Raw genomic sequence first — 25,930 nt, forward strand, 5'->3', positions numbered from 1 at the left:
TGCCGCCATGGCAGTCTAGAAGGTACAGCGCCGATATAGAGACAGGAGAACATGATGCGTCTTGACGGAAAAGTGGCCCTCATCACCGGGGCGGCGAGCGGGATCGGCAAGTCGATCGCCGAAACCTATGCCAAGGCGGGTGCCGCCATTGCCATCGCCGATCTCAACCAGGCCGGCGCCGATGCGGCCGCCGCCGAGATCGTGGCCGCAGGCGGCAAGGCTATCGGCATCGCCATGGATGTCACCAACGAGGCCGCTGTCGACAAGGGCACGGATTTGGCCGTCGAGAAGTTGGGCGGGCTCGACATCATGATCTCGAATGCCGGTATCCAGATCGTCAAACCCATTGTCGAATTCGCCTTTGCCGATTGGCGCAAGATGCTGGCGATCCATATGGACGGCGCCTTCCTCACCACCCGCGCCGCCATGCGCCACATGTATAAGGACAAAAAGGGCGGGTCGATCATCTATATGGGCTCGGTGCACAGCCACGAAGCCTCGAAGCTCAAAGCCCCTTATGTTGCCGCGAAGCACGGCCTGCTGGGCCTCGCGCGCGTCGCCGCCAAGGAAGGTGCCGAATACAATGTGCGCGTCAACGTGATCTGCCCCGGCTTCGTGCGCACGCCGCTGGTCGAGAAGCAGATTCCGGAACAGGCGGCGCAGTTCGGAATCACCGAGGAACAGGTGATCAAGACCATCATGCTGAAGGAGACCGTGGACGGCATCTTCACGACCGTTGAGGACGTCGCGCAGACGGCGCTGTTCCTGGCGAGCTTCCCGAGTGCCGCCCTGACTGGCCAATCGATCACGGTCAGCCATGGCTGGCATATGCAGTAGCCCCGGATGGCCGCGAGAATCGAGCTGCCGCCCTACGAGACCGTCGCCCTGGTCCTGCAGGGCGGCGGAGCGCTCGGCAGTTATCAGGCCGGAGTCTATCAGGGCCTCCACGAAGCCGGCATCGAGCCCAATTGGTTCGCCGGCATTTCGATTGGCGCCCTGAACGCTGCGATCCTCGGCGGCAATCCGCCGGAAAAGCGGTTGGAGCGCCTGACTGAATTCTGGGACACGATCTGCCAATCGGCGCTGTTCCCGGCCTTCACTTTGGGCGCCGAAGTCGCCAGCCTGCTGGGCGATGGCGACATGCGCACATTGGCCGGTGCCTGGTCATCGATGCGGGCAATCGTTGAGGGCCAGCGCGGCTTCTTCGTGCCGCGAATCCCCACACCCTTCCTCAACACCGCGACGGGGCCAGTCGCCAGCAGCTTCTATGATACGGCACCGCTCAAGGAGACGCTGGAGCGCTTGTGTGATTTCGACCGCATCAATGCCAAGATCGAGCGCGTCTCGGTCGGCGCGGTCGATATCGAGACCGGCAATTTCGAATATTTCGATAATGCCAACCGGAAGCTCGCGCCTGAGCATTTCATGGCTTCCGGTGCGTTGCCACCGAGCTTTCCGGCTGTCGAGATCGACGGACGCTTCTATTGGGATGGCGGGCTGGTTTCCAACACGCCCTTGATGGAAGTGCTGTCCCGCCCGCCACGGCGCGACACGCTGGCTTTCCAGGTCGATCTGTGGTCGGCCAAGGGACCGTTGCCGCAGAACCTGCTCGACGTAGACGAGCGCCGCAAGGACATCGTCTATTCCAGCCGCACGCGCCTGGTCACCGATGTCGCCGGCTATATCCAGCATCTCAGGAATTCGCTGCGCAAGGCCATCGACAAGATTCCGGCGGAACTGCAGGACGATCCTGAGGTCGTGAAAATCAAGGAACTTGCCTGTTCCAAGGTCTACAACACAGTCCAGCTCATCTATCGCGACAAGCAATACGAGACCCATGCCAAGGATTACGAGTTCAGCATCCTCAACATGCGCGAACATTGGCGCCAGGGGTTGGACGACATCAAGGACACCCTCACCCACCCCGAGTTCCTCGCCCGGCCCAGCGGCGGCCGTGCCGTCGTGACCCACGACGTACACCGGGTGGAGTGATTAGGAATCGCCACGATATTGCCCGTCATAGTCGGCGAAGGCTGACTATCCGCGAGTGTGTCATCATCTGAACGAAGTAACTCGTGGATCCCCGGGCCAAGCCCGGGGATGACGAATTCGATTTACAGAAGGCTAGCGCAACGCCGCCTGCACCTCGCCCGCGCGTAGCACCCAGCGTTCTTCCTCTTCCGTCATGTTGAAGAGCTTGCCATGGCGGACGATCTCGGTGAGCTGGGCCACGGCGCGGTCCTTCATGCCCTGCTTCCAGAGGAACTCGGCGTAGTAATAGCGGGCCTCCAGGCGCCGGGCTTCGAGACTGTCCTTGCGTTCCAGCAGTGATTCCAGCTCGGCCGTGGCGGTGGCGAAATCGCCGGCGCCGGCGAGCGCCCGGGCGGTCAGGATGGCGCGCTCCTGGGCAAAGGAACTGGGATGTGCCTCGGCCAACTCACGTAGCGTCTGGCGACATTTGGCAAAGTCGCCGTTCTCCAGCTGCGCCCGGGCGAGGCCGATCAGCACATCGGCCGCGTTGACGAAATAGCCCTCGCGCGCACTTTCATAAAGCCGCACCGCGTCACCGAAGAGATCGCGCGCCATGCAGGTTTCGGCCAAGGCGATCTTGTCGTTGATCGAGCCCCTATCGACGACATCGTCGATGCGCCGGCCGCCAACCTCCCGCTCCTGGCGCAACTCAGCCTGCGCGCGCTGCCAGCGCGCCTTCTGCATCCGCACGACCTTGGGCTTGGCCTGGAAGTCGAGCGTCGGGAAAATCTCGACGAAGAAATAAGCGAGGCTGCCGATCAGCGGCACGATCAGAATGATGCTGATCCACCAGCAGGTCCGGCCGGTGCGGATCACATGCACGGCCATGAAGATGTCGAGGGCGAGAATGGCAAGTGAGAGGATAGGCATGGATGGGTCCGACGCGTTGATCTTGAGCTTTTGTCTGTCGGCAGGGCCGATGGGTTCAGGTTCATTCGTCGTGCTCTTATTGGAGGAATAGAACATAACGAATACAACCCGTCAATTCTCCGCGATAGGGTCCAGAAGCAAAAACCCCGCGGCATCGCTGCCGCGGGGTCTTCGTTAGCTTGAAGAAGCTTGGGTAGGCTGGACTTAGAAGTCCATGCCGCCCATGCCGCCCATGTCCGGGGCGCCGCCCATCGGGGCCGGCTTCTTTTCCGGACGGTCGGCGATCATGGCTTCCGTCGTGATCAGCAGCGAGGCCACCGAGGCGGCATCCTGCAGAGCACAACGCACGACCTTCGCCGGGTCGATGACGCCGTCCTTCACGAGATCGGTGAACTCACCGGTCTGCGCGTTGTAGCCCCAGTTGGCACCCTTGCCTTCGAGGAGCTTGCCGGCGATGACCGCACCGTCGACGCCGGCATTCTCGGCGATCTGACGGACCGGAGCCTGCAGCGCGCGGCGGATGATGTCGACGCCGACCTTCTGGTCGTCGTTGTCCACCTTCACCTTGTCGAGCGCCTTGATCGAATAGAGAAGGGCCACGCCGCCGCCGGCGACGATGCCTTCTTCGACCGCCGCACGGGTGGCGTGCATGGCGTCGTCAACGCGATCCTTGCGCTCCTTCACTTCGACTTCGGTCGCACCGCCGACGCGGATGACCGCGACGCCGCCAGCGAGCTTGGCGAGACGCTCAGCGAGCTTTTCCTTGTCGTATTCCGACGAGGTCTCTTCGATCTGGGCGCGGATCTGGGCGCAACGGCCTTCGATCTCTTTCTTCTTGCCGGCGCCGTCGACGATGGTGGTGTTTTCCTTCTCGATCACGACCTTCTTGGCCTTGCCGAGCATGTCGAGGGTCACGGTCTCGAGCTTAATGCCGAGATCTTCGCTGATGACCTGGCCACCGGTGAGGATGGCGATGTCTTCCAGCATGGCCTTGCGGCGATCGCCGAAGCCCGGAGCCTTCACGGCCGCGACCTTCAAGCCGCCGCGCAGCTTGTTGACGACGAGGGTCGCCAGCGCTTCGCCTTCGACATCTTCCGAGATGATGAGGAGCGGACGGCCCGACTGCACCACGGCTTCGAGAACGGGGAGCATCGACTGCAGGTTCGACAGCTTCTTCTCGTGGAGAAGGATGTAGGGGTTGTCGAGGTCGGTGATCATCTTCTCGGCGTTGGTGATGAAGTACGGCGAGAGATAGCCACGGTCGAACTGCATGCCTTCGACGACTTCGAGCTCGGTGTCGAGGCCCTTGGCTTCTTCAACGGTGATGACGCCTTCGTTGCCGACCTTCTGCATCGCCTTGGCGATCATGGCGCCGATTTCTTTTTCGCCATTGGCGGAAATCGTGCCGACCTGGGCGATCTCTTCCGAGGTCGAGACCTTCTTGGCGCGCTTCTTGACGTCTTCGACGACGGCTTCGACGGCGAGGTCGATGCCGCGCTTCAGATCCATCGGGTTCATGCCGGCGGCCACAGCCTTGGCGCCTTCACGGACGATCGACTGGGCGAGCACGGTCGCGGTGGTGGTGCCGTCACCGGCGAGGTCGTTGGTCTTCGAAGCCACTTCGCGGACCATCTGGGCGCCCATGTTCTCGAACTTGTCAGCAAGCTCGATTTCCTTGGCGACGGTGACACCGTCCTTCGTGATGCGCGGGGCACCAAAGGCCTTATCGATGACGACGTTGCGGCCCTTCGGGCCCAAGGTCACCTTCACGGCGTTGGCGAGGATGTCGACGCCGCGGAGCATGCGGTCACGGGCGTCGGCGGAGAAACGTACGTCTTTAGCAGCCATGTGGAATAACTCCTGTTAGGTTTTCGACGAAAGCGGCGCCAGCCGGAACGGCTTAGGCGACCTTCTTCTTCGAACCGGAAGCGGTGCCCTCGATGATGCCGAGGATGTCGCTTTCCTTCATGATGAGGAGGTCCTCACCGTCGACCTTCACTTCCGTGCCCGACCACTTGCCGAACAGGATGCGGTCGCCCGCCTTCACGTCGAGCGGCGTGATCTTGCCGTCTTCGTTCTTCACGCCAGCGCCGGCGGCGATGACTTCGCCCTCTTGCGGCTTTTCCTTGGCGGTGTCCGGGATGATGATCCCGCCGGCGGTCTTTTCGATGCCCTCGATACGACGCACGAGAACGCGGTCGTGGAGCGGACGGAACTTCATGGTGATCCTCCGTAAATATCTGAAACGAATATGGTTTCCCTAGCGCGCCTGCCTTGGGACCAGCGCCGCTTAACGCGGCTGTTAGCACTCGAGGCAAACGAGTGCCAGCTAGTTAGGCCCAATACCCCTATCCGTCAAGGGCGGCATGGCGGGATTTGTCGCTGTCCGCACCACAAAGTCGAATCGCCGCAAGTACTTGGGTCGTGCAGCAAGCCTGTCCCGCAGCCCACCCCACTGGCAGCAATCTCTCGATATGAGTGCTAAGCTGCTGTAATCACGAAGATTTTTATTTTTCGTTAGCAGCTGTTGCGGCATCATGGCGTTAACGAATCGGACTTCAAACCATCAGCAAAGGTTCACCGACGGCCGACCTGCCAAATCAATCGGCCAACACAAGAAGAGGAGGGTAAATGGGTACGAACGCACTCAACCTTCAACTACGCGACTACCGCCTGGTAACCGCCGAAATCCTCTATCACCTGCCGGACCATCCCGGCCTGCTGCAGAGCTACCTCTGGCAGGATTATGACCTCGCCCCGCGCCTGCCCGTCCTCCACAAATTCCTCGATTTCTGGACCCGTAACCTCGACGGCAAGCTGCATTCGGTGAAGCTCGCCAAGTCGTCCATCATCACGCCGGGCGAATGGCGGCACGCCGAGGCCCTGATCAGCGTTCACTAACGACCATTAAACTGCGCTGAGCGGCCTGGCGCCAAGCGGCCGGTGGGACGCCATAGGCGCGGTTGAAGGCCGCGTCAGTGCAATCAAGCCTGCCGCTTGGCTAACGGTAGCTCTGCTTCTCGGGCAAATGATCGAGCAGCCTGCTATTGGCGATCGGCTTGCGCGAACCGATAAAGACCGCGCGTGTGAACTCGGTCTTGGGAGCGACCGTCCAGTCGACCGGAAAATCTTCGTGCACCGGCTGCGTGGTCGGCACATACACGAAGGGGAACAACGTCTTTAGTTTGTTGAACAGCCACCGGCGTGTCGGCCGGCAACCAATGCCTTGGAACGACTGGCTTTGATGGCTCTGAACCTCCGCGACATAGTTCGGGGATTCGTAGTCGCCAACGGAGACGCAGGTTTCCAAAAGAAGCAGATCTTCTGTGTGCGATGCGAAGCTTTGCAGGGCCTTCTCGGGATCCGACAGGTGATAGAGAATCCCATAGGCATAGACGATATCGTATCGGCCAAGCTCCGGCGGCAATTTCGTGACGTCCGCCTGGATCAAGCGGCTGCGGCTGGCCGCCGCATATCCATTTTCACCCACGAAAGTCATGATCTTGGCGAACATATCGCAATTGTCCGCGCGTGCCTCGACGCTGGTGACCGTGCATCCGCGGTCCAGGAAAAACGTCGTGTGGTCCCCGACGCCTGCCCCGAGTTCCAGAACCGTGCGGGCGAAAACGTCGAGATCGAGTGTGGCGAGATGCTCCTGGCGGCGGCTGTTATGTCGTTTGTAGCTCGGATTCCGGAAAATACGGTTCTGGGCGTCGTAGTTCATTGCAGCGGGTCGCTTCCAACGCGTTGGGGATACATTTCCTAACTTAACGATCGTCCACGCAGTTGCAAGCAGCGACGCACTTCCCCACAAGGTTGCGCTGGAAAGTGGGCCGGAACATTGCCCGCGACAAAAAAGTCCCACGTCCTGCTAAGCCGGAACGCCAGTGGCCCGCGGCCATTGGCATTGGCCCGATGACATTCCGCCACCTTCGCTGCAGCGCGGAAAGGCCCGGTTGTGGAGGTCCCGGCGACCTGATAGAGGGTTAGGCCGCTGGACAAGAAATTGGTGCCCTTTGCTGCGTCGCCTTTACGATTGGATTATGCGCCTCGCGGAAAGCCCCAAGGCTCTCTGGGCGCTTTTCCTGGTTGCTTTCGCCGAAAGCTCGTTCTTTCCCATTCCGCCGGACCCGATGCTGGTGCCGATGGTGCTGGCCAATCGCCGCCGCGCCTTCACCTTTGCGGCCATCTGCACGCTGGCCTCGGTGCTGGGCGGCATCCTGGGTTACTTCATCGGCTATGGGCTGGAGGGCCTCGGCACCTCGATCCTCTCCTTCTACGGCCACCCGGAGGCGATGGCCGAGTTCCAGAAGATGTTCGCCGAATGGGGCCTGTGGATCATCCTGATCAAGGGCCTGACGCCGATCCCCTATAAATTTGTCACCATCGCCAGCGGCATGGCGGAATTCGACCTGAAGATCTTCATCATGGCCTCGATCGCGACGCGCGGCGCCCGCTTCTTCCTGGTCGCCAGTTTGCTCTATGTATTCGGGGAGCCGATCCGTGCTTTCATCGAGAAGCGCCTGACCCTGGTCACGACCCTTTTCGTCGTGCTGGTCGTCGGCGGCTTCATCGCCCTCAAATATCTGTTCTAGGTCCAGCCATGGCCCGCCCCCAGGAAAGCTTCATCGACCCGCGCCACACGCCGTGGCTGACCGCCGGCATGAGCCTTGCGGCGCTTTGCGTCGCCTGGCTGGCGCAATACGGCTTCGGCCTGGCGCCCTGCCATCTGTGCCTGTTGCAGCGCGACGCCTATTGGGCGGCGATCGCCCTCTCCGTCATCGCCATCGCCCTCGGGGCACGTTCGAAATTCCGCCGGCTGCTGGTGGGGCTGGTCGGCCTTGCGTTTCTGGTCGGTGCCGGCATCGCGCTCTATCACGTCGGCGTCGAGCAGAAATGGTGGGTGGGTGCCGAGAGCTGTGTCGGCGCCATGGCGGGCCTCACCGGCGCCGATCTCGAGAACGCCATCATGAATGCGCCGATCACGCGCTGCGACGAAGCGTCCTTTGAATTCTTGGGGCTTTCCATGGCAGGCTATAATGGCTTGCTGTCGCTGGCGCTCAGCGTCTTCACCTTCTGGGGTTTCCGGCGCAGCGCGCGCTGAAGGCTTAAAGGATTTCGATGTCGGCCGACGATCAGCCATCCGCGATGACGCCGCAAACGACCCCGCCAGGGGCCGCAACGGCGCGTCGCCTGCCCGGCGACCCGACGCCAGCCGCATTGCTCGACCGCGTCATCCGCGTCGACCATGCCGGCGAATACGGCGCCAAGCGCATCTATGAGGGCCAGCTGGCAATCCTGGGGCGCAAGCATGAGGGGCCGGTCATCCGGCACATGCTGGAGCAGGAGCTCAAACATCTCGACGCCTTCGAGAAGTTCATGGTCGAGCGGCGTGCCAGACCCTCGGTCTTGCTGCCGATCTGGCATGTGGCGGGCTTTGCCCTCGGCGCCGCCACGGCGCTGATGGGGCCGAAGGCCGCCATGGCCTGCACCGTCGCCGTCGAAGAAGTCATCGACGAGCATTACCGCGAGCAATTGGGAAAGCTCGGCACAGCCGAACCAAGCCTCACCGAGAAGATCGAGGTCTTCCGCGCCGAGGAGGTCGAGCATCGCGACACGGGCCTCGCCCACGGGGCCGAACAGGCCCCGGCCTATCCGGTGCTGAGCAGCGCCATCAAGGCCGGCTCGCGCCTGGCCATCTGGCTCGCAGAACGGTTCTGAACGCCTAGCGGATGAGGTCGGCGTCCGGCTGCGGGACGGGACCGACAATCTCCATCACCATCGCTTCCAGGCGCTGGGCCAGCTTGTCGCCGATTGCCCCGCCATCGCCGCGGATGTTCTGCGCCAGCACCAGGCGCATGGCGTCGAGATGGGCCTGGATGAGATTGAGATCGGCATCGGGAATCGGGCGTTTCGCCCGTGTCAGCCGGCAGAGCGAATCACCAAGACGCGTCATTAGCGGGAAGCCGAAGGACGACCCCTGCCCCTTGATGTTATGGGCGATGGCATAGAGGGCCTGGACGGCGATCATGCGGTCGTCGACGGCGCCTTCGGGAATATTGGCCACGGGCTGGACCGCCCGGGCGGTCGCCAGGTGTTCGGTGCATTTGTCGACATCGGCGCTGGCCCAGGTGACATAGCTTTTGGCGAGATCCGCCACGGCCGCCTCGGCCCGCGCGAGACGGCGCGCCATCTCGCTTTCTTTACTGTCTTCGTTCATCTGACCCGTGATCCGCGCCGTACTGCCCCGCCCATGCGGAGAGGTCCTTCCCAAGATAATCAACGGCTTATCTTAACCGCCTCGCCCGATTTCTCCTAGAGGTTACGTGCCAAGCCGGGTCCGTTAAAGGCGCCGCGGCAAGTAACGCGCGAAGAAACCCACCACCAACATGAGGAGGCCATAGGCGATATATACTACGCGTTGGTCGAAGAATTGCAGCAGAGCGGTAAACACGGCAAAGGGCAGCAGATTGCCGATATCGATATAGGTGCGGAAGACCGACATCATCTGTGGCCGCTCCAGCGGTCGCACCGCGCGCAGAAAGGGAATGTTGCCGAGCGAATCCAGCATCACGACGAAGAAGGCGGCGATCAGCAGCAGGATGCCGACCGCCAAGGGGCTGCCGAAGGCAAAGGGCACGACCAAGGTCGTCAGGCCAGCGCCGAAAAAGGCCACCATGATGGGGAGCCGTACCCCGACGCGGCGGGCAATCCACCCGAAAAGCGGCGCCAGGATAAGGAGGACGTTGGCGGCACCCGTGACGAAGCCAGACCAGAAATCGTCGACGCCACGGTCGCGGAAATAGAGTGCCGGATAGACGAAGAACAGCGACCACCAGCCGGAGCGACCGAAGGCAATGGTCCATGCGAGGCGCAGGCGCGGCTGGCCGAAGAAGCGGCCGATGCTGTGCAGCGGATTGGGCGGCGGCTTGGTGGCGGCGGCCACGGCCGGGTTTTCAGTGAGGCGCAGATAGGCAAAGAGACTGACGGCGACGAGCGCCACCCCCATGCCGACGGCTGCCACGGAGAACGTGCCGAAAGTGTTATAGAGATAGATCCCCAGCATCGGTCCGAAGCCCCAGGGGAGGCATCCCAGCAGCAGCTTCAGCGGCTCATAGCGCACTAGGTCTTCGCGCGGGATGAAGTCGAGCACATAGAGGGTGAGCGCCACGATGCAAGCGGTGCCCGACAGCGTGCGCAGGACCTGGCCGGTGAATTGGCCGATGGGGTCGTCGAAAGCCAACGCCACCACGGCCAAGCCGCCGACGACGAGGCCCATCGAATAGACCCAGCGCCGCCGGTAGCGATGAATGAGCAGCGGCACGGCAAAGCCGGCGATGAGGCCGAAGATGGTGACGCAGAGATAGATCGCGGTGACACGTGCGTCGGAACCGAAGATCTCCTTGGCCTGCAGCGGCATGACGGTGAGCACCAGGGCGCGCGTCGTCGATTCCAGCATGTAGAGGATGGCAAACACCATCGCCCCGGGCTTGCGGCCGGCCAGTGGGACGTTGGGTGTTTCGATGGCCATCAGGGGATGCGGGCGGGAGTGTTTGGGGTGCGGCGATACATATTGAATAGCATGTCACCGCGGCCGGCACCCGAGCGGAAGCGGCATGGCTTGAGTCCAATTCGGCATGACGCTTGGGTGACAAACGGGCGGAGCGGCCATTGACGGGCGCCTTGGCACCGGCAATCCCCGCGCGAAATTGTGCGCTGCGGGGCAGCGACAGAGACGCGCGCAAAGCGGCTTGCCTTCCGCGCGCAAAAAGGCGACAAGAAATAAACTTACCGGCACTTCGACGGACAAAATGGCGAAACGCAGCCTGGACGATATCGACCGAAAACTCCTCTCCCTGCTGCGCAACAATGCGCGCACGCCGACGGCGGCATTGGGCCGCCAACTGTCCCTTTCACGCAGCGCCGTGCAGGAACGCCTGAAGCGCCTGGAGCGCGACGGCATCATTGCCGGCTATACGCTGGTGGTTGGCAAGGATGGCGAGGCGCCGGGTGTGGGCGCCCATGTGCTGCTCTCGGTCGACCCCAAGGCGCATGACCAGGCGATCGGCGCCCTGAAGAAGCTCCCCGAAGTGCAATCGGCTTATACCGTCTCTGGCTCGTTCGACGCCATCGCCATCGTCAGCGCCAGCAACGCCGCCCATCTTGATGAGATCCTGACGCGCATCGGGCATTTGCCTGGTGTGCAGCGCACGACGTCGTCGATCCTGCTCTCGACGGTGGTCGAGCGGCGCGCTTGAGCGTTACCGGACCCGATATCGAGGCAGCTGCCCGGCGGCTTCACGGCCATGTGCGGCGGACACCGATCCTGCCCCTGGAACTCGGCGCCTTCGGCAGCCATGCCCAGCTCACCTTGAAACTGGAACTGCTGCAACACAGCGGCTCGTTCAAGGCGCGCGGCGCCTTCAACGCGCTCCTCTCGATGGATGTGCCCAAGGCCGGCGTCGTCGCGGCATCCGGCGGCAATCATGGGGCGGCCGTTGCTTTCGCGGCACAGAGCCTGGGCCACGTGGCGGAGATTTTCGTCCCCAGCCTGGCTGCCAAGGCCAAGATTGCGCGCATCGAGTCCTTTGGTGCCAAGGTCCATATCATTCCCGGCGCCTATGCCGATGCGCTGAAGGCCGCCGAGGCGCATCAGGCAGCAACCGGCGCCATTGGCATCCACGCATATGACGCCCCGGCGACAATCGCCGGCCAAGGGACGCTGGCGCGCGAGCTTGATGCGCAGATGACGCAGCTCGATACCGTGCTGGTGGCGGTGGGTGGCGGTGGCCTTATCGGCGGCATCGCTGCCTGGTTCGGCGGCCGCGTCAATGTCGTCGGTGTCGAGCCGAAGAACTGCCCGACGCTGGAAAGCGCCTTCCGCGCCAAGGCGCCGGTCGATGTCGAGGTTGGCGGGGTCGCCGCGGATTCGCTGGGCGCGAAGCGCATCGGCACCCTGCCCTTTGCCATCGCCAAGGATTTCGTCGAAGGCGTCGTTCTGGTCGAGGATGACGCGATCGTCGCGGCGCAAGGCGCCCTGTGGCGCGAATTGCGCCTCGCTTCCGAACCCGGCGGTGCCACGGCATTGGCCGCGTTGTTGTCCGGCGCCTACAAACCGGCGGTGGGCGAGAAGATCGCCGTCATCCTGTGTGGCGGCAATGTCGACCCGGCGAGCCTGACCACGATCTGAGGCGTGACAGCAGCGGCCCTGCCATGCACCATGCATTGCTTGACCATAACGACGGACCACCAACCCGATGTTGATTGCGCAGATTTCCGACCCGCATGTGCGGCCGCGCGGCGTGCTCTATCACGACATTGTCGATTCCAACGCGATGCTGATGGCGGCTGTCCGCCATCTCAACACCATGACGCCACGGCCGGATCTGGTGATCTTGAGTGGCGACATCGTCGAAAAGGGCGAGGCTGCGGAATACGAGGTGGCGCGTGAGATTCTGGCGGGGATCCCGATGCCGCTCTGCGTCATTCCCGGCAATCATGACGAACGCGACGCCTTCCGCGCGGCCTTTGCCGATCACGCCTATCTGCCGCCATCCGGCCCGCTCAGCTATACGATTGGCGACCGGGGACCGGTCCGGATCGTGGCCCTCGACGTGACGATTCCCGGTGCCCATCACGGCATCATCGACGACGAGCGCGCCGCTTGGCTGGAACAGGTGCTGGCGGCGGAACCCGATCGGCCAACGCTGATCGTCATGCACCAGCCGCCCTTCGACACCGGCATCCCCTATATGGATCCCTATGCCTGCCGCAACGGGGCAAGGATGGCGGAGATCGTGGCGCGGTATCCGAATGTAGAGCGCATCGTCTGCGGCCACTTGCACCGTGCGATGCAGATCCGTTTCGGTGGGACGTTACTGTGCACGGCACCCAGCACGACCACCACCATCGCCCTGCAGCTTGATAGGGCGGCGACGGACGCCACCTATCTGGAGCCGCCGGCATTGCTGTTGCACCATTGGAAGGGGGACACCGGCCTCGTCACCCATCACATCATGATCGGCAATTATCCGGGGCCATATTCATTCGCATGACGAAAGTGGGCTACATGGCCCGCCCCTTCATTCGTCATGCCCGGGCTTGACCCGGGCATCCACTCTCTCAAGGCAATCAGCGGATCCCCGGGTCTTCGCCCGGGGACGACGATAGATTGAAGAGTTCCACCCTCAATCGAAAGCAAGCGCCGCCTTCAGCGCCTTCAGCTTCTTGGCGTCGGTCGGCTGCGGCGCGAGTGTGGCCCCCAGCGTCATCTTGCCAACGATTGTCGACTGGCCGGCGCTGAGCAGCATGGCCTTGTCCTGTTCGGCACTGGAGAGGCTGCGAAAGCCCAGCGCGGATTGCGCCACATCAACCTTGCCTTCGGTGACATAGACGCCGGTCTGCGATTTCTCGGCCGTCACGATCCATTCCGTGGAACGTGTCGCCGCCACCGCATTGCGCGTGCGGATGACGAAGCTGGAACCGGGTGCTGCCTTTGCCGTGATGGCCTGCACCAAGCCAGACGTCAGATCGAAGGTCGCTGCGCGTTTCATGTCTTCCGGCGTGAAGTCGAAGGCGGCGATGGTCATCTTGGTAAGCTCGCCCAGATTGAGTTGCGAGCCATCTTTCAAGGCGATGCGCAGGCGGCTTTCGGCCAGCGTCGTAACGACGTCACCGGCGGCCACCTCCTCACCACCCTGCAGCACGATCTGCTGTCCATCCCGCAACAGGGATGCGGTGCCGCGCACTTTGGCCACCGAGCCCACCGCAGCGATTGCGGCGAAGGCAGGGCTAAAGAAACCAGGCGCCGCAAACCCCAACGGCGCCAGCATCCCGGCGAGGCCAAGATGCAGGAATTGCTGGCGGCTAAACGTGGCGGGCATGGACAATCCTTTCAAAACAGATTGCACATGATAATGGGACGGCCGGCACAGCGCAGCAATGACGATCGTCACACCGCCCCAATGCCCCCTATCACCCTGATGTGCTGGAGCCGCGGCGGCTTGAGAGGCCTTACGCTATATTTTCGATATCTGCTTCGGTGAGGTTGCCCGGCACGATGGTGATGGGGATGCGCAGCTTGCCGATCGACTTGCCGGTGAGGGCCGAAATGAGCGGGCCAGGGCCCTTGGCGCCGGTGGCGGCACCCAGCACCAGGATCGAGATGGTAGGCTCCTCGTCGATGAGCTTCATCACCTCCTCCTGCCGCTCGCCTTCGCGGAAATAGAGGATCGGGAAATTGCCCGAGAGCTTCTGCACCTCGCCCGCCATCTTTTGCATGATGGCCTCGGCCTGGGTACGCGCTTCGTCGCGGATGAGATTCGAGACGCCGACCCATTCCTGGTAGTCCGACGGCTCCATGACATAGCACATGGCGACACGGCCGCCGGTCTTGGCGGCACGGCGACAGGCATAGCGGAGCGCGATTTTGAGTTCGGCCGATTCATCGACGATGACCAGGAAGACGCGGCCCAAGGTTGGCTTCTCGGTCACGGGTTTTTCGTCGCTCATCCCAAACAACTCCCCAAAACAACCTTTAGCGACGGCGGAAGGCGAGATGCGCCATCCAGCCGGCAAAGAGTGCGACCAGGATCGCGATGACACCATAGGCAGCGCTGTGCCGGTGCGCAAAGTCGTAAATATCGGCGCCAAAGCCGATCTTGCTGATGACCAGCGGCGTGGTAAAGGCCCCGACGACCTTCTGCTCGCGCACGAGGAATACTTTGGCAAGATAGGTCCCGGTCGGCACAGTCGAAGGGACGCGCAAATTCACGCGGAACAACCGGTCGCTAATGAACAGAATGCGCGCTGGTTGATCGAAGAACAGACCCCTTTGCTGCTTGGCGCGCACGAGTGCCGACGTGAACGTCTTGAGGTCGGAATCGCGCGGGTCGACCGGCACCAAGCGGATGTTCTCGATGCCCATCTGGTAATAGGCGCGCTGATCGGCTGGCAGCAATTGGTCGAGCGGCTTCGAGGCCGCCAGCATGTAGACCGCAGGCACGTTCTGAAATCCGAGTGTTTTGCGGTTGATCCAGATACCCCCCACCCGCTCCTTGCGCCGCACATCCACCTCGCCCACCGGGCCTTCCACCACGACGATGACATCGCCCGGCCCATCGGTCGTGCCGAAGAGCAGCACATCGGCCCCGGCAAACCCCGTGGTGATGGCGATGAGATGGTCGTCGAGATCGGCGATGAGCGGTGCCTGCGCCCCCGCCGGACGAAGTCCGGCCAACACAAGAATGGCCAGCGCGAAGAGGAGTCGGACGCCTCTCAATGCCCGCCTCCGGCGATGACGATGGTGTAGAGATCGGCCGGATGCGCCACCAGCTGGTAGAGCAGGCCACCGGCGGTGGTGAGGATGACGATCGCCATCAGGAAGCGGAGCTGCTCGCCCGGCAGCTTGGCGCCCAAGCGCCCACCGACCTGAGCGCCGACGACACCGCCGATGGTAAGGATGAGGGCGAGGAGGACATCGACCGTCTGGTTGGTATTGGCCTGCCAGAAGGTGACCCAGGCCTGGACGAAGATGATCTGGAACAGCGAGGTACCGATGACGGCGCCGGTCGCCATGCCGAGGAGATAGATCATCGCCGGCACCAGCAGGAAGGCGCCGCCCACACCCATCAAGGCCGACATGATGCCGACGATGAAGCCGATGCCGGCCGGCAGCAGCGCGCTGATATAGAGGCGCGACTTCCTGAAGCGCATCTTGAACGGCAGGCCTTGCGCCCAATTGTGCTGATGCAATTTCTTGGGCGCCATGGAACGGCGCACGCGCCTGAGTGCCCGGATCGATTCCACCGCCATCATGATGCCGATGCCGGAGAGCGTGATGACATAGGCAATGGCGATGACGAGGTCGATCTGGCCAAGGGTCTTCAGGAGGGTGAACAGCAGCACGCCGATGCTGGAGCCCAGCATGCCGCCCGTCAGCATGACGGCGCCCATCTTCACATCGACATTGCCACGCGCCCAATGGGCGAGAACGCCAGAGACGGATGAGGCAACGACCTGGTTGGATTGCGTGGCGACCGCCACCGCCGGGGGCACGCCGACGAAAATCAGCAAGGGAGTGAGGAGGAACCCGCCGCCGACGCCAAACAAGCCTGAGAGCACGCCGACACCGGCGCCAAGGCCCAGCAGCAGGAAGACATTGAGCGCCACTTCCGCGATCGGCAGATAGATCTGGAGGCCCAGAAACCAATCGAGGATGGCTGTCGCCCAGGTCACCGCTTTCCCCTTCATGGACGGGAGCGTGACCGAAACCCTGATCTATCTACGCCGCCGCCGCTTAGGCTCGCTCATTCGGCACCGCGACTCGGGATGCTGCGGCACTTTGGGCACTCTAAATCACAGCGATTCCAAGGGAAAGTGACGGATCGTACATTTCCGCCTGGGCCCAGAAAATTCTCACTTCTGGAGGATGTCGGTGATCTCCTCCAGCTGGGCGCGGGCGCGCAGCAGATAGAAGCCCTGCTCGGCAAGGTGATTGGGCTGCATCATTGACGCGGTCTCGCCATTGATGACGAACCAGGGCTGCAACACGGCCCCTTCCATCATTGAGCCAACCATGCGGTCCCAGATGCGCACGGCGCCCTTCTCGGTCAGCACCTGCCGGAAGTCCTGGCCGAGCGCCTTCAGGAGCAGGCCATAGGCATAGAGCTCGCCCTTGTTGCGATAGAACACGTCATCGGCGTTGAGATCGAACCACGAGCCGGATTGCTCGTCGATCTCGCGGTCGATGTCGTCGGAGGCGGCCCCCAGATCCTTGCCGATGCGGTCGAGGGTCGAGAGCAGATTATCGGCGCGCCGCTCGAACACGGCATCGCCCCGCGTCAGCCGGCCGTTGAAGTCATTGAGGGCCTTGATGGCGTCGTTGTAATAACTTTCCGACGGCTTCATCGGCGCCCAGGAACGGCTGAGGTCGATATACCAGATATCCGGCTGGTTATTGAGATAGGCGGCAGCGTCCTGCAGCGCCCGGTCGGCGCTGCTGGTGCCGCGCGCGCGACCGATCTGGTCGCGGAACTCGGTCACGACGCGCTGCAGCGCCTGGATTTCGCCCGATTGGAAGTTCGGCATGTTGTCGAGAATGGCGCCGGGGAAGAACCAGGGCGAATTGGCAGGCCAGGTGGTGCCGTTCACCTCGCGGTCGAGCAGGGCCGATGCCATCGCCACGGTCTGGCTGGCCTCGGCCGGGATGGCCGGTGCCGTGAAAGCGGGATCGTCATTGATCTTGTGCGAGATGACGGCGCCGATCGGGTAATAGAGCAGGATGAGGACCAGCAGCACGCCACCGCCCCAGCGCAGGGCAGTGGCAATACGCGACCTTTCTGCCGCTGTGTAGCTCGGTCCGTCATCAAGATCGCTGCTGCCACTGCGCGGCCAGCTTGGCACAAACCGGCGCCATCCGGTCTTGGCCACCGGTTGGGGCTGGGGCTCAAGGTCGAAATCGTCACTCATGGACTGGCAATCCCCGGCTGGCCATTGCGGCGTGGTCGATGCTTCAGGAGATAAGCAATCTCCCCGCACAAAACAATGACTCTGCGCGGGTGTTCCCCGGCACAACACCGTCCGCCCCGGGGCTTGAGCCGGGGATCAGGTATGGCTGGGCTCTCGTCCTTCGGCCTTCAGGATTCCCTAGGCCGACAGGAAACCCACCGCGTTTTCGATCTTCTTCAGGATCGGCTCGGAAATGGCGCGGGCCTTTTCAGCACCGGCCTTGAGCACGGCGTCGACTTCGGCCGGATGATCGAGCAGGCGCTTCATTTCGCCGCCGATGGGGCCCAGGACCGACACCGCGAGATCGGTGAGGTCGCGCTTGAAGGCCGAAAACTCCTTGCCGGCCGTCTCGGTAATGACCTGCGCCAACTCTTTATCTGAGAGGGCCGCGTAGATGGCGAGGAGGTTATAGGCCTCGGGCCGCTTGGCGTCTTCCTCGGCCTTCACCTGGCCCTTTTCGTCGAGGACTTCCGGCCCGGGCAGGGCCTCGGGGTCGGTCTTGGCCTTCCGCAGCTTCAAGGCGATGGTGTCCGCATCGTCGGTCATGTTGATGCGGCTGTAATCGCTGGGGTCGGATTTCGACATCTTCTTCGCGCCATCGCGTAAGGACATGACGCGCGCCGCCGGACCGCCGATCACCGGATTGGGCGGCACCAGCAAATCGGAACCGAAATCGGTGTTGAACTTCTGGGCGATGTCGCGGGCCAGTTCCAGATGCTGCTTCTGGTCTTCGCCGACCGGCACATGCGTTGCCTGATAGCCAAGAATGTCCGCCGCCATCAGCACCGGATAGGTGTAGAGGCCGACCGAGGCGTTCTCGCGGTCCTTGCCGGCCTTTTCCTTGAACTGGGTCATGCGGTTGAGCCAGCCCACCCGCGCCACGCAATTGAGGATCCAGGCCAGCTGCGCATGCACGCGGTTCTGGCTCTGGGCAAAGATGATCGAATGCGAAACGTCGATGCCGGAGGCCATGAACGCCGCCGTCACTTCGCGCGTGTTCTTGGTCAGTTCCGCGGGATCCTGGAACACCGTGATGGCGTGCATGTCGACGACGCAGAAAATGCACTCATATTCCTTCTGCATCCGCACCCAATTGCGGACGGCGCCCAGATAATTGCCGAGATGCAGCGTGTGGGTCGGCTGGACGCCGGAAAAAATGCGGCCCTTCATGGTCCCCTAATTCCCTTAAGCAGAGGTCGGCCGGGTTTATGGCTTCTAAAAGCCCGTTCGGCAATGGGTTTCCCCTTTAGAATCCTTTTACGGATGCACGTATCCCCTATTGAAACGGGGCCCTTCTGTCCTAAATTCTCTACCATCCGCGACACCTCGCGGCAGGGATCTAGAACGGGGAGTGAACGAGATGGTCGATAGACCCAATGTAAACCGCACAATCCAGCGCGGTTATGCCCAAGCCCAGTCGGCCGAAATCGACGCCGGCCTGCGCGCCCACATGCAGAAGGTCTACGCCTATATGGCGGGTGGCCTCGGCATTACCGGCGGCGTCGCCTTTGGCGTCTATCGCAGCGCCGAATTCGCGCCGGCCCTGTTCGAGGGCATCATCCGCAACAACCTCATTCTCATGCTGGTGGCGCTGGGCGTCGCCTTTTTCATGAGCTTCCGCATCCATGCCATCCAGGTCGGCACCGCCAAGGCGCTGTTCTGGACCTATGCCTTCATCCTGGGGCTCGGCCTGGCGCCGATCTTCATGGTCTATACCGGTGAATCCATCGCCCGGACCTTCTTCATCTCGGCCGGCACCTTCGCTGCGATGAGCCTTTGGGGTTACACCACCAAGCGTGACCTCACCGGCATGGGCAATTTCCTGATCATGGGCCTGTTCGGCATCATCCTGGCCTCGATCGTGAACATCTTCCTCGGCTCCAGCGGCCTTGGCTTTGCGATCTCGGTCCTTGGCGTGCTGATCTTTACCGGCCTCACGGCGTACGACACCCAGAAGATCAAGGAGATGTACTGGGATGCCGATGGCGCCGATATCGCTGCCAAGAAGTCGATCATGGGTGCGTTCACCCTCTATCTCGACTTCATCAACCTGTTCCTGATGCTTCTGCGCTTCGTCGGCGACCGCCGTTAAGCCCAGTTCTTTCGAGTACTTTCAGCCTGCGGCGGCATCCTGGTGATGCCGCCGTTTCTTTTTGCGCCCGTCCCAGAATGAAAATTAGATCGGTCCTTTTCATTGCGAACCAAACGCAGTAAGACTCCCTGTTAAGGCGGCAGCGGCATCCAATGGGTGCCGACACGACCGCCACGGGAACAGGGAGTACGGCGATCTTGGTGGCAAACGCATCCGAGAAGGCCTTCGACGTCGAGTTTCGATCGGTCGTCAAACATTTCGCCGACGTCAAAGCCGTCGACGACGTCAGCTTCGGCCTGCGGCAAGGGTCGTTCCATTCCTTCTTAGGCCCGTCCGGCTGCGGCAAGACCACATCCTTGCGCCTCATCGCCGGCTTCGAGCAGCCGGATAGCGGTGCTGTCGAGATCGCGGGTCAATCGGTGGTGGGCGTCCCCGCCCATAAGCGCCCGGTCAACATGGTCTTCCAACATTACGCCCTGTTCCCGCATATGGATGTGGCGGCGAATGTCGGTTACGGCCTCAGGCAACGAAAACCCCGCCCCGACGACACGGAAATCGCCAAGCGTGTCGCCGAGGCCCTGGAACTGGTGCGCCTGCCGCAACTGGCCAAGCGGCGCATCTGGGAACTTTCCGGCGGCCAGCAGCAGCGTGTGGCCCTGGCGCGGGCGCTGATCAACCGGCCGACCGTGCTTCTGCTCGATGAACCGCTGGCAGCACTCGATCGCAAGCTGCGGCGCGAGATGCAGATCGAACTGCAGAACCTGCAGCGCGAAGTCGGCATCACCTTCGTCCTCGTCACCCATGACCAGGAAGAGGCCCTCTCCATGTCCGACACGATCGGCATCATGAAGGACGGCAAGGTCGTGCAATTCGGCACGCCGGAAGAACTCTATGACGCCCCGGTCAACCGCTACGTCGCCGATTTCGTCGGCGAGTCGAATTTCTTCAGGGGTGCCGTCGCCAGTTCTGATGCGCGCGGTGCCGCCATCACCACGGCCGGCGGCCTGACCCTGCAGGCGCCCTTCAGCCGGCTCGGCGCCAAGTTGCAGCCGGGCGAATCCGGCATCATCGCCGTGCGCCCCGAGGTCATCGGCCTGTGGCAGCCGGGCCGGCAGCCGGCCGGGCTCGACATCGCCTGTCCGGCACGCCTCCTCAACCGCATCTATCTTGGCGACCACAGCGAATTCCAGGTCGAGGCCGAGGGGCTGGGTGCCGTGCTGGTGCGCCTGCCCAAGCATTCGACCGAGGGCCAGGCGTTGCAGCCTGGCGATCAGGTGATCATGGGCTGGCAGCAGGACCGCGCGCTGGCTCTCGCCGAAGGCTGAGACGGAACAGAATTTTCAGACGTGCCGCCGGCGGTGGCGGACACGCCTTCTTAGAATGACAACAACGCCGCCAACAGGTTTTGAGGCTTTCACGTCTTTCAAGGAGACCAAGATGATCGATCCACGCAAGGAGTTCATGGCCCAGCTGCGTCGCTACCAGATGGGCTCGATCTCGCGCCGCCATTTCCTCGGCGTTACCGGCCTCGGCACCGCGATGGCGGTGATGGGTGCCGCCATGCCCGGCCTGCTGCCCAGGAAGGCCTATGCCGGCAATATCGGCGACAAGGTGTCGCTGGCGACCTGGCCGAACTATCACGACCCCAAGAACTTCGAGAAGTTCAAGGAACTGACCGGCGCCGATGTCGAGGTCAGCGTCTTCGGCTCGAATGAAGAATTCCTGGCGAAACTCCAGGCCGGCGGCACCGGCTGGGACGTCTTCGTCCCCACCAATTACACCGTCTCCACCCATGCCGATCTCGGCCTGATCGAGCCCTTGGATCTTTCGAAGATCCCCAATTACGACATCGCCGCGCAGGATGCGAAGCTGATCGGCGAAGGCACCGTGAAGGGCACCGTCTATGGCGCCGCCAAGGATTGGGGCACCACGGGCTTTGCCGTCAACACGGCGAAGGTCAAGGAGAACCCGACCACATGGAAGGAATTCTGGGACCTGACCCGCGGTGCCTATAGCGGCCGCGTCACGGTGCATGACTACCAGCTCACCACCATCGGCAATGCGCTGAAATACTACGGCTACTCCTTCAACTCGAATGACGAGAAGGAACTGGCCGATGCCGAGAAGCTGCTGCTCGAGGCGAAGCCCCATCTTTTCGCCATCACCTCGGATTATCAGCCGGCCTTCCGCAACGGCGATGCGTGGCTCGGCATCTGCTGGACCGGCGACGGCAAGCAGCTGCACCGCGATATTCCGGAAATCGTCTACGTGCTCGGCAAGGAAGGCGGCGAGGTCTGGACCGATTTCTACGCCGTCCCGAAATCGGCGCCCAACCGCGAAGGCGGCTATGCGCTGATCAACTTCCTGCTCGATCCGACCGTCAATGCGACGGAAGTGCAGTTCCACGGCCAGCCCTCGACCGACAGCCGCACCAATAAGCTGCTGCCGGCTGAAATGCTGAACGATCCGATCATGTATCCGGCGGCCGATCTGCTGTCGGCGCTGGAGTTCGGCTCGGCCGCGACCTTCACAAACCCGGCGCGTGCCGAAATCCTGGCGCGCTTCAAAGCCGCTTAATAGACCATCGATCGGAACGGGCAGCACATGGCACGGGCAAGGAAATGGGACTGGACGGCAATTCTTCTGATGTCGCCGTCCTTTGCCATCTTCCTGGCCCTGCTGGTGCTGCCCATCATTGTCGTCCTGGTCCTAAGTTTCGGTGAGCGCGCGGAGGCCGGCGGTTACGAAGCGGCCTTCACGCTAGCCCAATACGCCAACCTGCCGGCCCGCTGGGCGGCGTTCCGCAACACGCTGTCGCTGGCGCCGACGGGCACCATCCTGTGTCTCCTCGCCGCCTATCCGCTGGCTTATTTCCTCGCCGTGAAGGCCAGCCCGCGCAGCAAGCTGCTGCTCCTCATCCTGGTCATCGTGCCTTTCTGGACCAGTTTTCTCATCCGCACCTATGCCTGGATCTTCATCCTTGGCGGCAAGGGCATTCCGGCTCTCCTCGACTGGGTCGGCATTCCCGATGTCCGGCTCATCAACACGCCCTTCGCCGTGCTGCTCGGCATCGTCTATGCCTATCTGCCGCTGATGGTGTTCCCGATTTTCGTCAGCCTCGAAAAACTGGACAAGCGCCTCCTCGAAGCCTCGGAAGATCTCGGCGCCTCGCCCTGGGCGACCTTCCGCCAGGTGACGCTGCCGCTCTCGGCACCGGGTGTCGCCACCGGCTGCATGCTGGTCTTCATTCTGCTGATGGGCGAATACCTCATCCCCGCTCTGCTTGGCGGCGGCAAGGTGTTCTTCATCGGCAATGCGCTGGTGGACCTGTTCCTGCAATCGCGCAACTGGCCGTTCGGTTCGGCGGTTGCCGTCAGCCTCGTCGCCATCATGTTGGTGACGGTGACGCTCTATTTGCGCCTGACCCTCAACCGTCGCGGATTCCGCGACCAGTCTTTGGTTTAAAGGGGTCGGCGCGCCATGCGGCTCTATGCATTCTGCGTCTATATTTTCCTTTACACGCCGCTGGCGATCATCGCGCTGTTCAGCTTCAGCGCGGGGCGCAGCGCCAGCGATTTCCATGGTTTCTCGCTGCAGTGGTATGAAACGGCCGCGAACAATCGCCTGGTCAAGGAAGCCCTGATGAATTCGCTGCTGGTGGCGTTTACGTCATCGGCACTGGCGACGGTCTTCGGCACGGCCGCGGCCATCATGCTGCCGCGCGTCAAGGGCATCCCGCGCATCATCTTCGACGGCCTTACTTATGTCGCCATCATGGTGCCGGGCATCGTCATCGGCATTTCGACCCTCATTGCGCTGGTCACGGCCTTCAATTTCATCAATCCGCAGATCCTGGCCTTCTGGCCGGGCGACCCGGCATCGGCGCCGCAATTGGGCTTGGGCTTCGGCTCTCTCATCTGTGCCCATTCGCTCTTTGCCATGGCACTCATCATCGTCATCGTGCGGGCACGCCTGATGGGCATGGACCGCAGCCTCATCGAAGCCTCGATGGATCTCTATGCCGATCCCTGGGGCACGTTCCGGCAAGTGACCTTCCCGCAGATCCTGCCCGGCATCCTTGCGGGCTTTTTGCTGAGCTTCACCTTCAGCCTGGATGACTATGTCATCGCCTCCTTCGTGGCCGGCAGCCGCGTCACCTTGCCGATCTATGTCTTCGCCTCGATCCGGCGCGGTGTGACGCCGGAGATCAACGCCATCGGCACGGCGGTGCTGGTCGTCTCGCTCATCATGCTGATCGGGTCGCAATTCCTGCTGCGCCGCGGACAGAAGCCCGCCGCCTAGGTATTGCGATCATGCATGCTGGGCATTGGCGCAGGCGCCTCGCCCGGGCTATAAACCTTCCGGAAAAAACGCGGTGCAACGCCGTGCGAAATCTTGGGGAGGAAACAGCCATGTACACGCTCTATTGGTCGCACAATTCGGCATCGATCGTGTCGCATTACTGCCTGGAAGAGGCGGGCGCACCCTACGACCTGATCCTGGTCGACATGGCGCAGGAAGCACATAAGAAGCCCGACTTCCTCAAAGTAAACCCGGCCGGCAAGCTGCCCGCCTTGAAGCTGCCCGATGGCAGCATCATCAGCGAATGCGCGGCGATCACCCTCCTCATCGCCGACCGCTTCCCGCAATCGGGCCTCGCCCCCGCCGCCGATGATCCCAAGCGCGGCGCCTTTCTGATGTGGCTCTTCCACCTCAACAACACGCTGCAGCCGGCGATGCTGCGCTATTACTACCCCGACCGCATCACGACCGAGGCCGCCGGTACCGGGGCGGTCCAGGAAAAGGCCAAGGAAGAGATCGCCATGCTTTGGTCGCGCATCGACGATCACCTGGCCAAGAGCGGCCCCTACCTCCTCGGCAATACCTTCTCGGCCGCCGACCCGCTCCTCTATATGCTCTCCACCTGGCAGGAATGCTGCCCCGACCTCTACAAGCGCTTCCTCAGCGTCCGGCGTCATGCGGAAAAGGTCCGCGCCCGTCCAGCAATCGCCCGCGTCGCGGAGCTGAACGAGGTGGGACCAGTCGCCGCGTGAGCCAAACGAAAATACTCGCCCCTCTTGCCGCGACTGAAGCAGACTCGGTTCGTACAGTCTCGCTGATAGAGCCTGAACGACCGTCGCGATGGCTAGGCATCAGACATGTTCTGACGATGCTGTTTCGCACAACCATCTTCATGTGCGCATCGCTTGCCTTGGCCGTCGCCATCGTTCTCGCGCTCGGCTCCTGGCAATTGATCGAAGACTCGCTGCTTATCTATATCCTGGGAATTGGCGTCTTCGTCGGAGTCTATTGGTATCTGGACATACATCGCGCTTCCCGGCGCCGACAGCGGCTCAGGAGCCAGATTTTGGAACGCGCCGGCAGCCCGGCCAACGGACTTGCATTTACCAATGGGCAGAAAGGCGAATTTCACCCGGCCGGCGCGATTTGGTTGAAGCAAGGCGGAATCGCAATTGGAATGGATCCAAAGGGCCAATTTGCGCGCTACGTGCAGCGAAATCCGCTCCGCGACGAGTTGTGGATCGACAATGTTTTCGGGCTGGAGATGGCGCCTCAGATCGCGCTTTTGAGCACGCCGACGCGAGGCATCTCGAATTCGCTGCAGCGAATTCTTGGCCGGCCGCTGAAGCAACGGACCATTTTGAGGCTTTCCGATAACACGGGTCAGGCTGCAGAGTTCGAAATTCATCCTGATCATGTTGCCAAGGCACATGATCTGGTGAGGCAGATCGACGCTGAGCGAGCCAAACTTACACCGAGCACGTCATGACCGATCCCCGCGCCGTTCTCGATTTCTGGTTCTCGCCCCGCGCCAAGGCGGTGTGGTTCGAAAAGGACCGCGCCTTTGACGAGGAGATCCGGGTGCGTTTTGGCGCGGCCATCCATGAGGCGCAGATGGGTGGGCTGCGGGCCTGGGAGGAAAGCCCGACCGGCTGCCTTGCCCTCCTCATCCTGCTCGACCAGATGGCGCGGAATATCCATCGTGGCGCGGCGAAGGCGTTCCTGGGTGATCCGCGCGCGCTTGCCATCGCCGACGCCGCCATCGCCCGCGATTTCGACAAAGGACTGCCGTTCAGCCAGCGGCGTTTCTTCTATATCCCATTCGAGCACGCCGAGGACATGGTCCATCAGGAGCGTTCGATCATGCTGTTCACCCAGTTGTTCGAGGCAGCAACGCCGGCCGAACGCGCCGAGGCCGAGGTTCAGCTTGATTACGCCCATCGTCACCGCGACATCATCAAGCGCTTCGGCCGCTATCCGCACCGCAACGAGGCACTGGGCCGGCCTTCGACCGAGAATGAAATCGCGTTCCTGAAAACGCCGGGCAGTTCGTTTTAAAACGCGCCCCCTTGTGACGTCATCCCCGGGCTTGACCCGGGGATCCACTGGTGCCGCTTGAGAGAGTGG

At 62.3% G+C, this 25,930-nt stretch carries 29 protein-coding genes; 17 read left to right on the plus strand and 12 right to left on the minus strand.

The window, feature by feature from the left end; all coding sequences use genetic code 11:
- The first annotated feature begins 51 nt into the window (after positions 1-51).
- Positions 52-837, plus strand: a complete 786-nt coding sequence (locus tag SMD31_RS08020) for a 3-hydroxybutyrate dehydrogenase (protein ID WP_320500290.1) — start codon at positions 52-54, stop codon at positions 835-837.
- Positions 838-843: 6 nt separating this feature from the next.
- The gene (locus SMD31_RS08025; RefSeq protein WP_320500291.1) at positions 844-1,992 is read left to right on the plus strand and encodes a patatin-like phospholipase family protein; all 1,149 of its coding nucleotides are present in this window, start codon (positions 844-846) and stop codon (positions 1,990-1,992) included.
- A gap of 132 nt (positions 1,993-2,124) precedes the next feature.
- Here SMD31_RS08025 and SMD31_RS08030 read toward each other — a convergent pair whose 3' ends face one another.
- From SMD31_RS08030 to groES, 3 genes are all read right to left on the minus strand, one after another.
- A complete protein-coding gene (locus SMD31_RS08030) occupies positions 2,125-2,901 on the minus strand; it encodes a tetratricopeptide repeat protein (RefSeq protein WP_320500292.1) in 777 nt (258 codons plus the stop codon).
- Between the two features lie 204 nt (positions 2,902-3,105).
- On the minus strand, positions 3,106-4,749 hold the full coding sequence (groL, locus tag SMD31_RS08035; RefSeq protein ID WP_320500293.1) for a chaperonin GroEL: 1,644 nt from the start codon (positions 4,747-4,749) through the stop codon (positions 3,106-3,108).
- A gap of 52 nt (positions 4,750-4,801) precedes the next feature.
- Positions 4,802-5,122 carry a co-chaperone GroES gene (groES, locus tag SMD31_RS08040; RefSeq protein ID WP_320500294.1) on the minus strand — a complete coding sequence of 107 codons (321 nt, stop codon included), beginning with the start codon at positions 5,120-5,122 and terminating at the stop codon, positions 4,802-4,804.
- 410 nt (positions 5,123-5,532) lie between these two features.
- Between groES and SMD31_RS08045 the strand changes: the two genes are divergently transcribed.
- Complete coding sequence (locus SMD31_RS08045) at positions 5,533-5,802, plus strand: usg protein (protein WP_320500295.1); 270 nt, start codon at positions 5,533-5,535, stop codon at positions 5,800-5,802.
- A 100-nt stretch (positions 5,803-5,902) separates the two neighbouring features.
- Here the strand turns inward: SMD31_RS08045 and SMD31_RS08050 are convergent, their stop codons facing one another.
- Positions 5,903-6,625, minus strand: a complete 723-nt coding sequence (locus SMD31_RS08050; protein WP_320500296.1) for a class I SAM-dependent methyltransferase — start codon at positions 6,623-6,625, stop codon at positions 5,903-5,905.
- A 319-nt stretch (positions 6,626-6,944) separates the two neighbouring features.
- On the opposite strand from SMD31_RS08050, the gene SMD31_RS08055 reads away from it, so the two are divergent.
- The 3 genes from SMD31_RS08055 to SMD31_RS08065 are packed head-to-tail and all read left to right on the plus strand — an operon-like array spanning position 6,945 to position 8,622.
- Positions 6,945-7,496: a YqaA family protein gene (locus SMD31_RS08055; protein ID WP_456077526.1), complete on the plus strand. Its 552-nt coding sequence runs from the start codon at positions 6,945-6,947 to the stop codon at positions 7,494-7,496.
- An 8-nt stretch (positions 7,497-7,504) separates the two neighbouring features.
- Positions 7,505-8,005, plus strand: a complete 501-nt coding sequence (locus tag SMD31_RS08060; RefSeq protein ID WP_320500298.1) for a disulfide bond formation protein B — start codon at positions 7,505-7,507, stop codon at positions 8,003-8,005.
- A gap of 17 nt (positions 8,006-8,022) precedes the next feature.
- On the plus strand, positions 8,023-8,622 hold the full coding sequence (locus SMD31_RS08065) for a demethoxyubiquinone hydroxylase family protein (protein WP_407652104.1): 600 nt from the start codon (positions 8,023-8,025) through the stop codon (positions 8,620-8,622).
- A gap of 4 nt (positions 8,623-8,626) precedes the next feature.
- Here the strand turns inward: SMD31_RS08065 and SMD31_RS08070 are convergent, their stop codons facing one another.
- Together SMD31_RS08070 and SMD31_RS08075 are read right to left on the minus strand one after the other, a co-directional pair.
- The gene (locus SMD31_RS08070) at positions 8,627-9,094 is read right to left on the minus strand and encodes an Hpt domain-containing protein (RefSeq protein ID WP_320500299.1); all 468 of its coding nucleotides are present in this window, start codon (positions 9,092-9,094) and stop codon (positions 8,627-8,629) included.
- 150 nt (positions 9,095-9,244) lie between these two features.
- Entirely contained in the window at positions 9,245-10,432 is a 1,188-nt protein-coding gene (locus SMD31_RS08075; RefSeq protein ID WP_320500300.1) for an MFS transporter, read from the minus strand.
- Between the two features lie 280 nt (positions 10,433-10,712).
- Between SMD31_RS08075 and SMD31_RS08080 the strand changes: the two genes are divergently transcribed.
- The 3 genes from SMD31_RS08080 to SMD31_RS08090 all read left to right on the plus strand — a co-directional run bounded on the left by SMD31_RS08080 (position 10,713) and on the right by SMD31_RS08090 (position 12,956).
- Entirely contained in the window at positions 10,713-11,159 is a 447-nt protein-coding gene (locus tag SMD31_RS08080) for an Lrp/AsnC family transcriptional regulator (RefSeq protein WP_320500301.1), read from the plus strand.
- On the plus strand, positions 11,156-12,091 hold the full coding sequence (locus tag SMD31_RS08085) for a threonine/serine dehydratase (RefSeq protein WP_320500302.1): 936 nt from the start codon (positions 11,156-11,158) through the stop codon (positions 12,089-12,091). The genes SMD31_RS08080 and SMD31_RS08085 overlap by 4 nt, the downstream gene beginning before the upstream one ends.
- 67 nt (positions 12,092-12,158) lie before the next feature.
- Positions 12,159-12,956 carry a phosphodiesterase gene (locus SMD31_RS08090; protein WP_320500303.1) on the plus strand — a complete coding sequence of 266 codons (798 nt, stop codon included), beginning with the start codon at positions 12,159-12,161 and terminating at the stop codon, positions 12,954-12,956.
- Between the two features lie 132 nt (positions 12,957-13,088).
- On the opposite strand, the gene SMD31_RS08095 is transcribed toward SMD31_RS08090, so the two are convergent.
- The 6 genes from SMD31_RS08095 to trpS form a co-directional block, all read right to left on the minus strand.
- Positions 13,089-13,784: a FecR family protein gene (locus tag SMD31_RS08095; RefSeq protein ID WP_320500304.1), complete on the minus strand. Its 696-nt coding sequence runs from the start codon at positions 13,782-13,784 to the stop codon at positions 13,089-13,091.
- Positions 13,785-13,914: 130 nt separating this feature from the next.
- A complete protein-coding gene (locus SMD31_RS08100) occupies positions 13,915-14,412 on the minus strand; it encodes a universal stress protein (protein ID WP_320500305.1) in 498 nt (165 codons plus the stop codon).
- Between the two features lie 25 nt (positions 14,413-14,437).
- Positions 14,438-15,181 carry a TIGR02186 family protein gene (locus SMD31_RS08105; RefSeq protein WP_320500306.1) on the minus strand — a complete coding sequence of 248 codons (744 nt, stop codon included), beginning with the start codon at positions 15,179-15,181 and terminating at the stop codon, positions 14,438-14,440.
- Entirely contained in the window at positions 15,178-16,137 is a 960-nt protein-coding gene (locus tag SMD31_RS08110) for a sulfite exporter TauE/SafE family protein (protein WP_320500307.1), read from the minus strand. Before SMD31_RS08110 ends, SMD31_RS08105 begins: the two co-directional genes overlap by 4 nt.
- 180 nt (positions 16,138-16,317) lie before the next feature.
- On the minus strand, positions 16,318-17,370 hold the full coding sequence (locus tag SMD31_RS08115; protein ID WP_320500308.1) for a DUF2333 family protein: 1,053 nt from the start codon (positions 17,368-17,370) through the stop codon (positions 16,318-16,320).
- 177 nt (positions 17,371-17,547) lie between these two features.
- Positions 17,548-18,579, minus strand: coding sequence for a tryptophan--tRNA ligase (gene trpS / locus SMD31_RS08120; RefSeq protein WP_320500309.1), 1,032 nt, complete (start codon positions 18,577-18,579; stop codon positions 17,548-17,550).
- A gap of 190 nt (positions 18,580-18,769) precedes the next feature.
- On the opposite strand from trpS, the gene SMD31_RS08125 reads away from it, so the two are divergent.
- The 8 genes from SMD31_RS08125 to SMD31_RS08160 all read left to right on the plus strand — a co-directional run bounded on the left by SMD31_RS08125 (position 18,770) and on the right by SMD31_RS08160 (position 25,861).
- Entirely contained in the window at positions 18,770-19,501 is a 732-nt protein-coding gene (locus tag SMD31_RS08125) for a Bax inhibitor-1/YccA family protein (RefSeq protein WP_320500310.1), read from the plus strand.
- Positions 19,502-19,701: 200 nt separating this feature from the next.
- A complete protein-coding gene (locus tag SMD31_RS08130) occupies positions 19,702-20,826 on the plus strand; it encodes an ABC transporter ATP-binding protein (protein ID WP_320500311.1) in 1,125 nt (374 codons plus the stop codon).
- Positions 20,827-20,938: 112 nt separating this feature from the next.
- Entirely contained in the window at positions 20,939-22,078 is a 1,140-nt protein-coding gene (locus SMD31_RS08135) for an ABC transporter substrate-binding protein (RefSeq protein ID WP_320500312.1), read from the plus strand.
- Positions 22,079-22,105: 27 nt separating this feature from the next.
- A complete protein-coding gene (locus tag SMD31_RS08140; RefSeq protein WP_320500313.1) occupies positions 22,106-22,966 on the plus strand; it encodes an ABC transporter permease in 861 nt (286 codons plus the stop codon).
- 15 nt (positions 22,967-22,981) lie between these two features.
- Entirely contained in the window at positions 22,982-23,803 is an 822-nt protein-coding gene (locus SMD31_RS08145) for an ABC transporter permease (RefSeq protein ID WP_320500314.1), read from the plus strand.
- 110 nt (positions 23,804-23,913) lie between these two features.
- Positions 23,914-24,555 carry a glutathione S-transferase family protein gene (locus SMD31_RS08150; RefSeq protein WP_320500315.1) on the plus strand — a complete coding sequence of 214 codons (642 nt, stop codon included), beginning with the start codon at positions 23,914-23,916 and terminating at the stop codon, positions 24,553-24,555.
- Between the two features lie 116 nt (positions 24,556-24,671).
- Complete coding sequence (locus tag SMD31_RS08155; RefSeq protein WP_320500316.1) at positions 24,672-25,292, plus strand: hypothetical protein; 621 nt, start codon at positions 24,672-24,674, stop codon at positions 25,290-25,292.
- Positions 25,289-25,861 (plus strand): DUF924 family protein, encoded by a 573-nt coding sequence (locus SMD31_RS08160; RefSeq protein WP_320500317.1) that lies wholly within the window; start codon positions 25,289-25,291, stop codon positions 25,859-25,861. The genes SMD31_RS08155 and SMD31_RS08160 overlap by 4 nt, the downstream gene beginning before the upstream one ends.
- Positions 25,862-25,930 lie beyond the last annotated feature (69 nt).

The sequence above is a fragment of the Dongia rigui genome, assembly GCF_034044635.1.
GTDB classification, from domain to species: domain Bacteria; phylum Pseudomonadota; class Alphaproteobacteria; order Dongiales; family Dongiaceae; genus Dongia; species Dongia rigui.